Source organism: Zunongwangia atlantica 22II14-10F7 (assembly GCF_002094855.1).
GTDB classification, from domain to species: domain Bacteria; phylum Bacteroidota; class Bacteroidia; order Flavobacteriales; family Flavobacteriaceae; genus Zunongwangia; species Zunongwangia atlantica.
This window is the reverse complement of sequence record NZ_ARYN01000006.1, coordinates 71,308-83,880: the sequence shown is the minus strand read 5'-3', so window position 1 is coordinate 83,880 and position 12,573 is coordinate 71,308. Positions and strand designations below refer to the sequence as shown.

Below are 12,573 nucleotides of genomic sequence, written 5' to 3'. Positions count from 1 at the left end.
AATTTATATATCTTTTGAAAAAAGCTATTTTAGCTGGTTAGTTTTTAGAACTATAGTATCTTTATTTTTCAGAAAAATTAGAACCTCGGAGTACGCTCGGGAAGTGTGAATAAAAAGCTTTTTTTAAGTTTCGAGGCGAGCCTCGGGGAATTAACCCCTCAATGAGGGATTAAATGCGCATTAATGTCTAAAAATCTTCAAGCTTTAATTGCTTTACTTCTTATAAGTTTTAGTTGCTGGCTAAGCTATCATAGCCTAAAACCATCCAGTATTCCTGAGGAAGTTCCAGAATACGAATTTTCAGTAAACAGAGCTTTTCAGCATGTAGAAAAAATTGGAGAGTCGGCACATTACCTAGGTAGTGCCGCACATAGCTCTGTAAGAAATTATATCGTTAACGAGCTTCAAAACCTAGGCTTAGAAGTACAAACCCAAGAGGATTTCGTGCTAAATGATGCCGCAATTCTTAGCCGTCCACAAAATATTTTAACTCGAATCAAAGGGAGTGGCAACGGAGATGCCCTCGTTCTAATGTCTCATTACGACAGCCAGCCACATTCTTCGCACGGGGCCAGCGATGCTGGTAGCGGTGTTGCAACTATTCTTGAAGGTTTACGCGCCTTTATTGCTGAAGGAAATACTCCTAAAAACGATATTATCATCTTATTTACAGATGCTGAAGAAATTGGACTTATGGGAGCCGAACTATTCATCAAAGAACATCCCTGGGCGAAAGACGCAAAACTTGCTTTAAATTTTGAAGCTCGTGGCAGCGGTGGCAGCTCATTTATGCTGTTAGAAACCAATGCCGGAAACGCCAAGCTTATTAAAGCTTTTAAAGAGGCTAACGTGCCTTTCCCTACCACAAATTCTTTAGCCTATAGTGTTTACAAGCTTTTACCAAACGATACAGATCTCACAGTTCTTAGAGAATTTGGAAATATCAATGGCTTTAATTTCGCATTTATTGGAGATCATTTCGATTATCATACCGCTAACGACCTTCCTAAAAATCTAGATTTAGAAACGCTGGCACATCAGGGAGATTATTTAATGCCGCTACTCCACTATTTTAAAGATACAGATCTAAATCAACTAAATTCAGATCGAGATCTTTTATACTTCAATTTGCCTTTTGGCCAGTTTATAACTTATCCTTTTAGCTGGATCACGCCCATGCTTGTCTTGGCGTTCATATTATTTTTCATTGTTGTTGGGTTTGGGATCTTTAAAAGGCAACTCAATATTAAGGCGATATTCAAAGGTTTTGGGCCTTATTTTTTAAGTCTTATTGTTGGCGGACTTTTAGTTTTTGGGCTTTGGAAATTTTGTCTCTTTATCTATCCTGAATATCCTGAAATGTTGCACGGCTTTACTTACAATGGTTACAGCTATATCACTGCAGCAATATTACTTGGTTTAAGTGTAGCTTTTTTTGTTTATCACAAGTTTTATTCTGAAGAACATCCGGCTTCCCAATTTGTAGCGCCGCTATTTTTCTGGATCCTTATTTGTGCACTTCTGGCTATTGGTTTAAAAGGAGCGGCCTACTTTATCATTCCAGCTTATTTTGGCATCATCCAATTATTCTTAATGCTTCGCCAAAAGCAACCAAATTTGATTTTAAACACTATTCTAAGCTTACCGGCTTTATTTATTTTATTTCCATTTATTCAAATGTTTCCGGTGGCTTTAGGATTAAAAATCCTTTTTGTTGCAGCTATTCTCAGCATTTTATTATTTACGCTATTTTTACCTGTTTTCGGTTATTTCAGTAAAAAAAATACTCTCGCAGTATTTCTATTTTTAGGATTCAACATAACGATATTTTACGCCCATTTTACATCAGAATTCACTTCTGAAAAACCAAAACCCAACAGTCTGGTTTATTTATTTGATGCCGATGAAGATAAAGCCAACTGGTTTTCTTACGACAGCGTGATCGATGAATGGACCGCGGAATATTTTGGAGAAGAACCGATGAAATTAGCAACTTCTGAAACAAAATTCAGCAGTAAATATAATTCTGGTTTTACCTGGCGAAGTGATGCACCAAAGATTAATATCGACGCACCCGGGATTGTACTTCAAAAAATTGATAGCTCAAATAACGAATATCAATATTCATTAAAAATCGCACCAAATCGCGACGCAAAACGCATGGAAATTTATACTGAAAACTTAACAGATTTCAGCAAATTTGAAGTTAATGGTCGTACTCCTGAAGATGTAAAGCTTGGCGAAGAATCTTTTAATATGTTTACCCGAAGATGGCGCAACCGACTATTAAGTTATTACATTTCGAGTAAAGACACGCTGCGAATGAATTTCAGTTTAGACAAATCAAAGTCGGCCGAATTCATTTTATACGAATCTAGCTACGATCTTTTGGAAAATGAAGAACTAAACGTCCCAAAACGAGCAGAAAACATGATGCCAAAACCTTTTGTTTTAAACGATGCAGTGATCTACAAGAAAAAGATTAAGTTGAATCAGTAGGCAGTCGCAGTGAGCAGTTTTAAAAATAAAAATATTGAATTTTAAATGCTGAATTTTGAATTCAAATAATCCCTGACTGCTGAAAGATTAGAGCTCTTCCGTAAACTGTAAACTGTAAACTGTAAACTGTAAACCATATTAAATATGCAAATCTCAATATTAGGATGTGGATGGTTAGGTTTTCCACTGGCAAAAAAGCTGGTCGAAGACGGTTATTCTGTAAAAGGATCTACCACCACAGCCAGCAAAATGCAAGAACTTTCTTCGGAAGGTATCACGCCGTATAAACTCGAACTTTATGATAACGGAGTTCAGGGTGATATGAGTTCTTTTTTATCGAATTCAGATGTTTTGATCATTGATATTCCGCCTGGGCTACGAAGAAATCCAGAAGCAGATTTTACCGGAAAAATCACCAATATCATCTCATTTATCGAAAAATCTGGTATTCAAAAGCTAATATTCGTTAGTTCTACGAGTGTTTTTGAGGATCAGGAAAGCTTCCCTGAATATACTGAAAAAAGCAAACCCAACGGAATATCTGCAGCTGCAAAACAACTTATCGCCTGCGAAAATTTATTGATCGATAATCCTAATTTTGATGCTACGATCGTAAGATTTGGAGGTTTAATTAGCAAAGATCGCCATCCGGTAACGATGCTAAGTAATAAAAGCGGACTCAAAAATGCAGATGCGCCTGCAAATTTGATTCAGCGTGAAGATTGCATCGAATTATTATCCAAAATCATCGAAAATGATGAATTCGGGACTGTTTTTAATGCCGCCTATCCCGAACATCCAAAAAAATCTGAATACTACGCCAAAGAAGCGAAATCAAGAAATATAAAAGCCCCAGAATATGACCAAAATCGACCTTCTAAAGGGAAAATAATTTCTTCGAAGAATTTAGCTGAAATTGGTTTTGAGTTTAAATATCAGATTTGAGGTTTTAGATGTTATTAATCTTAAGCACATTGTATATCCGCTTTATCATAATTCTTGTATTTCCGTCACCCTGAACTTGATTCAGGGTCTCATCCTAAGCAGCATGAGATGCTGAATCAAGTTCAGCATGACATTATTAAAGCGAATTATATAAATTTTAAGCTTCCGCCTCAGCGGTTTTTTTTCTAAAATCCAAAGGCTGTAAAGCTTTTAAAGCTTTTTCGATAGAATTAATTCTTTCAAAAGTCAGCAATAAACGTAAACCGTTTCGGGTTTTCTTTTCCTTCATCTTGCAGGCATTAGGATGCGTTTGCACGTATTGCAAGACTTTGGTAAACGTATTGGTTTGGTAGAAACTTGATTGCTGATCGGCAATAAAGTAACCAATCAGTTTATTTTGTTTCATAATGATCCTCTCGAGTCCTATTTTCGAAGCGATCCATTTTATACGAACGCTGTTTAATAGATCAACCGCCGGAATTGGTAATTCTCCAAAACGATCGACTAATTCAGCTTCATATTTCTCTAACTCTTCTTCGGTTTTCAGCTCATTCAGCTTCGTATATAAATTCAGTCGTTCTGCGATATTATTGATATAATCATCTGGGAACAGAATTTCAAAATCGGTATCGATCTGCGTTTCTTTTACGTAATCTTTTTCTTCTGCATTTTCCTGATCGGCATATAAATCTTTAAACTCGTTTTCTTTCAGCTCTTCGATGGCTTCATTCAGAATTTTCTGATAAGTATCAAACCCAATTTCGTTAATAAATCCGCTTTGTTCACCACCTAAAAGATCTCCCGCACCACGAATTTCCAAATCTTTCATTGCGATATTAAATCCGCTTCCCAGGTCTGAGAACTGCTCCAAAGCTGTCATTCGTTTGCGCGCTTCTTCGGTCATTGCAGAATATGGTGGCGTGATAAAATAACAGAACGCCTTTTTGTTGCTTCGCCCTACCCGACCACGCATTTGGTGCAGATCTGATAGTCCGAAATTATTCGCGTTATTAATAAAGATCGTATTCGCATTGGTGACATCTAATCCACTTTCAATAATCGTAGTCGAAACCAAAACGTCAAATTCTCCGTTAATAAAACTTAGCATTAATTTCTCCAATTTCTTCCCGTCCATTTGGCCGTGACCAATGCCCACTTTCGCATCGGGAACGAGACGCTGAATCATTCCGGCAACTTCCTTAATATTTTCGATTCGGTTATGAATAAAAAATACCTGCCCGCCACGCTGAATTTCATATAAAACGGCATCACGAATGGTTTCTTCGGAAAAACGAATCACATTCGATTCGATCGGGTAACGGTTTGGCGGAGGCGTTGTAATCGTCGATAAATCTCGCGCTGCCATTAAACTAAACTGAAGCGTACGCGGAATTGGCGTTGCCGTTAAGGTTAACGTATCGACGTTTTCTTTGATGGTTTTCAGCTTATCTTTTACCGCTACTCCAAACTTCTGTTCTTCATCAACAATTAGCAATCCAAGATCCTTAAATTTAACCGATTTATTCACCAATTGATGCGTCCCAATAATAATATCTACAGTTCCTTTTTCAAGATCAGCAAGGGTTTCACGACGTTCTTTGGCAGTTCTAAACCTGTTTAAATAATCGACCGTTACCGGCAAATCTTTTAAACGTTCAGAAAAAGTTTGATGATGCTGAAAAGCTAAAATCGTAGTCGGCACTAAAACTGCTACCTGTTTGCCGTTATCTACCGCTTTAAAAGCTGCACGAATCGCAACTTCTGTCTTCCCGAAACCAACATCCCCACAAACCAATCGATCCATTGGGCGTTCGTTTTCCATATCTTTTTTAACCGCTTCGGTCGCGGTGCTTTGATCTGGCGTGTCTTCATAAATAAACGAAGCTTCCAACTCGTGCTGCAAATACGAATCTGGCCCATAAGCAAAACCTTTCTGTAAACGGCGTTTTGCGTATAATTCAATTAAATTATAAGCGATGTGTTTAACGCGGGCTTTAGTCTTTTTCTTTAGGTTTTTCCAGGCATTGCTACCCAGCTTAAAGATCTTCGGTTCCTTCCCGTCTTTTCCGTTATATTTTGAAATCTTATGTAGCGAATGAATGCTTAAATACAGGATATCGCGCTCGCCATAGATCAATTTGATCGCTTCCTGCTTTTTACCTTCAACATCTATTTTTTGCAGTCCGCCAAACTTTCCAATCCCGTGGTCGATATGGGTTACATAATCGCCAACCGTAAGATTGGTCAATTCTTTTAGCGTTATCGCCTGTTTTTTCGCATAACCATTTTTTAAGCTGAATTTATGGTAACGTTCAAAGATCTGATGATCTGTATAACAAACATTTTTGGCCTGTTCGTCAATAAATCCCTGAAATAGGGAAAGTACCACCGTCTTGTATTTTACCTCTTTCTCCTGATCTTTAAAAATATCGTGGAAACGCTTTGCCTGCTGCTCACTTCCGCAGAAAATATAATTGGAATATCCTCTTTCCTGATTTTCAATTAAATTAGTAATTAATAAATCGAACTGCTTATTGAAAGATGGCTGCGGAGTCACAAAAAATACGATCTCCTTCTTCGGTTTTAAATATGCCTGATTGCTTAATTCGGCTACCGAAAAGTCAAGAAGTTGTTTTTTTATTAATTCTGAAGTACAAAAAAGTTCCTTTGGCTCACTTTGTTTAATTTCTCCTGAAATTTTTTCGAAAGCTTCTTCTGCTTTACTGAAGAGCTTATCGATCTGCGCTGAAAAAAGGTCGAGATTTTTAACGAATATCAATGTATTATCGGCGACGTATTTTAAGAAACTCTCCCGAACCTCATCTAGCTTTTTATTCTCGACATTCGGCATTATGGAAATCTTGTTCACCTTATCGGTAGACAATTGCGACTCTACATCGAAACTCCGAATACTATCTACTTCATCCCCAAAAAATTCGATTCGGTAGGGCTCGTCATTACTAAAAGAAAACACATCGATAATCCCACCACGTACTGAAAATTCGCCCGGTTCGGTCACAAAATCAACTCGTTTAAATTTGTATTCAAACAAAACTTCGTTTACAAAATCGATCGAAAGTTCGTCATTCACCTTGATCTTTAGCGTACTTCTGTCGAGTTCCTTCCGCGTAACGACTTTTTCAAAAAGCGCATCGGGATAGGTTACGATCACGGCCGGTTTTCCTGCCTGCCGGCCGGCAGGTTCCGAAGAATTGATTCGGTTTAAAACTTCAGCACGTAAAAGTACATTCGCATTATCGGTTTCTTCGATCTGGTAAGGCCTACGGTAACTACCGGGATAGAACAATACATTGTCCTCGCCAACTAACTGTTCGAGGTCGTTTAAGTGATAAGCAGCTTCTTCCTTATCATTTAAAACCATCAAAAACGGGCGCTTGGCGTCTTTAAAAGCATTGGCTACCACAAAAGAAAGTGAGGAGCCAACAAGGCCTTTTAGATGAATTTTATCGGTATTTTTTTCAGAAACGGCAATAGCGTCCCGCAATTCCTGCTGTTGCGGGGATTGTGCAAAACTTTGGGCGATTGTAGATGTACTCATTGCTGCAAAGATAATTGCTAAAAAAAAGCTTCACAACTGGCTATGAAATTTTTAACGTATGAATTAGCATTCGCTTTATTTTAAATGTGAAATTCTTACAACTCTTCTTTTCTGTCTAAAATTCATTCTCTAGCAACTTTAGCGGTCTAACTTTTAATTTCACGCCACAAATTAGCAAAACATCGTATAAATATTTTACAATTTTCATAACAGCGATTCCGTCTCAAAGAATGTAATTTCAAAGAAAAATTGCAATGTCTAACCACCAACTCGCTTTTCTGCTCGCCAGAATCACTTTGGGAATCAACTTTTTTCTGCACGGATTTGTTAGAATCCCGAAGTTGGAAGCTTTTGCCAGTGGACTCACACAGGGTTTTGAAGGCACTATGCTTCCTTTGGCGTTAGTTGAAATGATTGCTTACGCGATTCCTTTCATTGAAGTGATTTTGGGTGGGTTTATCATTTTCGGGATTGCTAGTAAAAAATCATTCGCGGCAACGGCCATTTTTGTAATGATGCTCATTACCGGCTGTGCTTTTAAAGAAGATTGGGGCGCAGTAGGGACACAAATGTTGTATGCGCTATTCATCTTTTTTCTACTGAAAAATCTGGAATACGAAGTTTGGGCAGTAAAGAAGAGTAGTGAGTAGTTAGAATTGAGACGTTAGATGTGAGATATTAGAACAAATTAGACGATCGTCACCCTGAACTTGTTTCAGGGTCTCATATGAGTGATGAGATCCCGGGGCAAGCCTGCCTCGACGGCAGTCAGGTCCGGGATGACGAGAGATTAATTCACAAAATCTATGCTCTAATCTCTAAAAGTGAAACTGTCTAAATTCTAGAATCGAACAAACGAAGCGATTTAAAATCTAAAAAACAAAATATGGGAATAGAAGAATTTGATGTTTTTGTAATCGGTACCGGAACTGCCGGAAAAGGCGTGGCAAAAGACTGTGCTGAAGCAGGCTGTAAAGTTGCCATTGCCGATAATCGGGAATACGGTGGCACCTGTCCAAATCGCGGTTGTGATCCTAAAAAAGTTTTGGTTGGTATTACAGAAATTATCGAGCGTTCCCAAAATATGATGGGACTGGGAATTTCAAAAATGCCGGAAGTTAACTGGCAAGATCTCCAGAAATTCAAGCTTAAATTCACTGGAGCGATTCCCGCAGCTACCGAAAAAGATCTGGCAGAACTTGGTATTAAAATGTACCACCAGTCCCCTAAGTTTTTAGACGAAAACACACTTTCAGTAGAAGGAAAAACGGTAAAAGCGAAAAAAATCGTGATCGCTACCGGAAATAAACCAATGCCGCTAAAAATTCCGGGAGCAGAATTAATGCTGAATAGTGATGATTTCCTGGAATTGGAAAAACTACCAGAATCAATGATATTTATCGGCGCCGGTTACATCGGGATGGAATTTGCGCACATTGCTGCTCGTCTTGGCGTTGAAGTCACAATGATCGATACAGAACCAAGACCGCTATCTAATTTTGATGAAGATATGGTAGCTCATCTAACTGAAGCTTCCGAGAAAATCGGAATTAAATTCATCTTCAATGCGAAAGCTTCTAAAGTTGAAAAGCTTCGAAAATATCTTCGAGTAACTGCGGAAACCAAAGACGGAGAAGAAGTTTCAGCAAAAGCCGAATTGGTTTTTAATACCGCCGGGCGCATTCCTTCGATAGATGAATTAGATTTAGAAAAAGGAAATGTTGCTTATAGTAATAAAGGAATTGCTGTCGACGAGCATTTGCAAAATACCACCAATAAAAATGTGTATGCCTGCGGAGATGTTTCAGATAGTGAAGGTTTGCCGCTTACGCCTCTTTCCTCCCAAGAATCGCGCGTGGTTTCAGCAAATCTTATAGGCAAATACAATAAAACCGAAGCCCATTATCCGCCGCAACCTTCGGTAGTTTTTACGCTTCCCAATGTGGCTTCCGTAGGACTTTCAGAACAGCAGGCTAAGGAAAAAGGTTTCGATTATGTGGTAAAACACAAGTCGGCTCCAAACTGGTTTAATTCTAAACGCATTGCCAATCGGCATTATGCTTTTAAAGTGATTAAAGATAAAAAAACCGAAAAAATTCTCGGTGCCCATTTGGTTGGTCCCGAAGCCGGAGAAATGATCAATATGTTTGTGATGGCAATGTGTGGCGGACTTTCCTGTAAGGATCTAAAAGCAATGATCTTTGCCTACCCGACCTGGAGCAATGATATTAAAGGAATGACGTGATTTTAGATTTTAGACCGCTTCGCTTTTAGAATTTAGATCGCTCGCGCTTTTAGATTTTTCGAAACAAGTCTTTGGCAAGAAATGAGGAAATAAAATATTGACTAGAGAGACAAAAACCAAGAATTATCACTTCGATTGATTTCTCCTCTAGATAACAATCGGGAGGAGAAATGGTATCGAGAAATCAATAGAAAACCTATTTGGGAACAATGTCATTTCGACTGAAGTGTAGCGGAATGGAGAAATCTTAATATTCAAAAATACGGAACACGAGAGATCTCTCCACTTCGGTCGAGATGACATCACTTTTAAATTCAAATTTCAGCATTCAAAATTCAACATTTTCAACCTTAGTTTTTTTTATCTAAAAGGCGAAGCCGATATAAAATCTCAAATCTAACAGCTTAGCGATCTATCAAATTAAGCCACTTCCGCCTGATGAGTGATTTCTAAAATTCTGCTTTCGCAGATCAATAAATCCGTTAAAAATTGATGCTCTTTTATCACATTCCCGAAGAAAAGATTCTTGTAATAATTGATTCCCTCATCCAAATTCTGTGAAAATCGTGTAAATTTTTTTGCCTCTCTCTTATTCGAAAAATCTGTGGTATCTAACAATTCCTTCAAATAGTCGATGTACAACTGCAACTCTTTAATAAACATATGCGGGCGGTAACCATCCAACACATTTTTACGCCCATAAATATGATCTGTAAGTTCCTGCAAAGAATATTCACCATCGAAATACGCCAAATTTGGCCCGGGACAAACGGTCACAAAATCCATTTTCTTTACAAAGCTGAAATTGTAATTTTTAGCGGCACTATTGCACAAACCGGTACATAAACATTCTTTCTGAAACAACTTTTCGGCTTCCTTCGCTTTTTCTTCATTTGATAAATCTGAATGCTGAATTTGCTTCAGTTTTAATTTTTGATATTTATGCGAAGCGGTGCAAATAGGCTTTTCGGTAAATTCGGTATTCGATTCTAAAAGTTTCTCTGGACACGAGCTGCCGGGTTTATTGCGCAAAAGATTTTTTCTTCGGAATTCTTCTCCGCTCGCGCCTTTCAAATAATTAAACCGAACGCCAAGCGGCGAACTATGACTTAAAATAATGTCTTTTTCTTTAGCTTTTTGAAGTTTTTCGAGGGTTTCTTTATCGACATTGGTTGCCTCAGGACACAACAAAAATGGCGAACCCCAACCGGTTGCATCGGCCTGGAAATAGTCTTTTAGCAAAGTGTCTTCTTCAAACGTACCAATCCCGCCCTGAACGGTGATCTTAATTTCTGGTAATGCTGAAATTTCGGTTTCTTCAGCAACAGCACTTCGGTATAAAGAAGCTAATTCTGACTGTAATTCGTCTTTTTTCTGCTTAAATTCTTCCATAATCGGCCCCAGCAAATAACCATCGGTCGCGAAAGCGTGTCCGCCGCAATTCAAGCCAGATTCGATTCTGAATTCACTAACCCAGATTCCACGTTTTGCGAGGTATTTTCCCTGAATTAATGCCGAACGATAATCGCTGACTTTGATAGCAATTGCCTTCTGAAAATTTCCGTTTTTATCTGGACTGAAGGTTTTAAAAGAAGACAGATAATTAAACAATCTTGGATTCATCCCAGCAGAAAATACCAAAGTTGAATTTTCTAAATCACTTTCAGCATAACCTTTTAACGCCTGCAAAGCATCAGAACCATTCTCTACCGGTTCTTTGTTTTCGTCAAGCTGATCGTTATCAATCTTCGTCATAATATTGACTTCGATTGCACCGGGTTTTACTTCCTCGCGAAGTTCAGATTCCAGATTTTCTTTTTCCGAAGAATCATTAAGCTGAAGAAATTTAAGGTATTTCTGTTTTAATTCTGAAACTTCAGGGAGCATTTCGAAATACTTGGTAATCTCTGAAGTGCTAGAAAAAGCAGCGGTTTTCACCTCTTCTACTTTCTTTTTCACTTCCTCGCTAATCAAATTAAGATAATCTGTAATTCGCTTGGCCCTGAAGTTTGGTTCTTTTTTGGTTATAGGCTGAAAAGTCTCGTTGTTGAGTTTATAATAATACTCGCGCATTTTTTCGATAAGGTGATCTTCGATAATCGAAATGGAAGAATTTATCCCAAAATGCGCCACTTTCACCGGCGTATCGATAGTATAAGCAATGCCCATCACCGGAATATGAAATTGATGTGGGGATATGGCGTTTTTCATTTGTTTTAGGTTTAATCACCAAAGATGAAAAGTAGCCACCGTTTAAAATATGATATTTATCAGGTTTTAGGTTTTAGAATTGAGATTTGAGAGGTGAGATTTGAGATATTAGAATCTAGATTGTAGAGAATAGACTTTGACTTTGGTTGGTGAATTTTGTTTCAGAATCTCATAGGAGTGATGAGATCCCGGATCAAGTCCGGGATGACGAAATAAGACAACTCAATTTTCAAAACTCCAAAAGCGAAGCGATCAAAAATCTATTATCTAACAGGCGAAGCCGGTCTAACTACTACTTCATCATTCGATACATTGGGTTTTGTTTTCGGTTGATGAAACCGTGATAAGCGGTGTTGATTCCGATTAAAATTGCAGCGCCAAGAGCGACATAAGCAATTAAAGTTTGATCTTCAGAATGTCGCATATAGATCGCAAATAAGGCCCAAATTCCAACGGCAGCGAACTCGCGCATATTTCGGGTATAAATCATTACAATATTCAAAATTGCAACAATCACAATCATAATGATCGTCCATTGTACTTCAGAAAAAATACCTCCATTCCATCCTATCTTGGCTAAATAAGCGGCAATATTGGCGATAGTTGCTACCGCAATCCAACCTGAATATAAACAAATTGGCCACCAGCTAAACGCAATGATCTTAAAAGGCGCGTCCCAACGTTCCATATTGGTATTTAGAATGATCTTGATAAGTGAAAAGAGAATCAGCAGCATCAAAAAGATCGATAAACCGGTGTATTCGTATAACCAAACCACAACCCAGGCGGCATTGGAGAGATTCGCTAAAATGAACCAGAATTTTGTTTGCTGAAGAAATTTCAAATCCTTTTTAGGGCCAAAGGCTTGATAAATTTGATAGCCTGAAAATGCCAGCAATCCCAGGTAAATAATTCCCCAGATCGCAAAAGCATAATCTGCCGGCGTAAATAAATTGAAGTATTCGTGACTTAGACTTCCCATCGTATTTCCGTTGAGTTTTACGGCCTGCGTATAGTAACTCACAAAAAGTGTGATCACTACGGAAATAAAATTGAGAACAGCAAGTATTTTTGGTTTCATAGTATTTGAGCTAAGTTGTCATTCTGATTCTGC

At 38.2% G+C, this 12,573-nt stretch carries 7 protein-coding genes; 4 read left to right on the top strand and 3 right to left on the bottom strand.

Going from position 1 to position 12,573, the window contains the following annotated elements:
- Positions 1-183: 183 nt before the first annotated feature.
- Positions 184-2,499: a M20/M25/M40 family metallo-hydrolase gene (locus tag IIF7_RS07600; protein WP_084841088.1), complete on the top strand. Its 2,316-nt coding sequence runs from the start codon at positions 184-186 to the stop codon at positions 2,497-2,499.
- 144 nt (positions 2,500-2,643) lie between these two features.
- Positions 2,644-3,444, top strand: coding sequence for an NAD(P)H-binding protein (locus IIF7_RS07595; protein ID WP_084841087.1), 801 nt, complete (start codon positions 2,644-2,646; stop codon positions 3,442-3,444).
- A gap of 157 nt (positions 3,445-3,601) precedes the next feature.
- Here the strand turns inward: IIF7_RS07595 and mfd are convergent, their stop codons facing one another.
- The gene (gene mfd, locus IIF7_RS07590) at positions 3,602-7,003 is read right to left on the bottom strand and encodes a transcription-repair coupling factor (RefSeq protein WP_084841086.1); all 3,402 of its coding nucleotides are present in this window, start codon (positions 7,001-7,003) and stop codon (positions 3,602-3,604) included.
- A 254-nt stretch (positions 7,004-7,257) separates the two neighbouring features.
- Between mfd and IIF7_RS07585 the strand changes: the two genes are divergently transcribed.
- A complete protein-coding gene (locus IIF7_RS07585; RefSeq protein ID WP_084841085.1) occupies positions 7,258-7,653 on the top strand; it encodes a DoxX family protein in 396 nt (131 codons plus the stop codon).
- Positions 7,654-7,889: 236 nt separating this feature from the next.
- Positions 7,890-9,248, top strand: coding sequence for a dihydrolipoyl dehydrogenase family protein (locus IIF7_RS07580; protein WP_084841084.1), 1,359 nt, complete (start codon positions 7,890-7,892; stop codon positions 9,246-9,248).
- A gap of 420 nt (positions 9,249-9,668) precedes the next feature.
- Here the strand turns inward: IIF7_RS07580 and IIF7_RS07575 are convergent, their stop codons facing one another.
- Complete coding sequence (locus IIF7_RS07575; RefSeq protein ID WP_084841083.1) at positions 9,669-11,459, bottom strand: hypothetical protein; 1,791 nt, start codon at positions 11,457-11,459, stop codon at positions 9,669-9,671.
- Between the two features lie 292 nt (positions 11,460-11,751).
- Positions 11,752-12,540 (bottom strand): hypothetical protein, encoded by a 789-nt coding sequence (locus tag IIF7_RS07570; RefSeq protein ID WP_084841082.1) that lies wholly within the window; start codon positions 12,538-12,540, stop codon positions 11,752-11,754.
- Between the last annotated feature and the right edge of the window lie 33 nt (positions 12,541-12,573).

Bases quoted from the DNA above. Each gene is read 5' to 3' on its own strand.
- IIF7_RS07600 (WP_084841088.1), top strand. From the start codon at position 184: ATGTCTAAAAATCTTCAAGCTTTAATTGCTTTACTTCTTATAAGTTTT.
- IIF7_RS07595 (WP_084841087.1), top strand. From the start codon at position 2,644: ATGCAAATCTCAATATTAGGATGTGGATGGTTAGGTTTTCCACTGGCA.
- mfd (WP_084841086.1), bottom strand. From the start codon at position 7,003: ATGAGTACATCTACAATCGCCCAAAGTTTTGCACAATCCCCGCAACAG.
- IIF7_RS07585 (WP_084841085.1), top strand. From the start codon at position 7,258: ATGTCTAACCACCAACTCGCTTTTCTGCTCGCCAGAATCACTTTGGGA.
- IIF7_RS07580 (WP_084841084.1), top strand. From the start codon at position 7,890: ATGGGAATAGAAGAATTTGATGTTTTTGTAATCGGTACCGGAACTGCC.
- IIF7_RS07575 (WP_084841083.1), bottom strand. From the start codon at position 11,459: ATGAAAAACGCCATATCCCCACATCAATTTCATATTCCGGTGATGGGC.
- IIF7_RS07570 (WP_084841082.1), bottom strand. From the start codon at position 12,540: ATGAAACCAAAAATACTTGCTGTTCTCAATTTTATTTCCGTAGTGATC.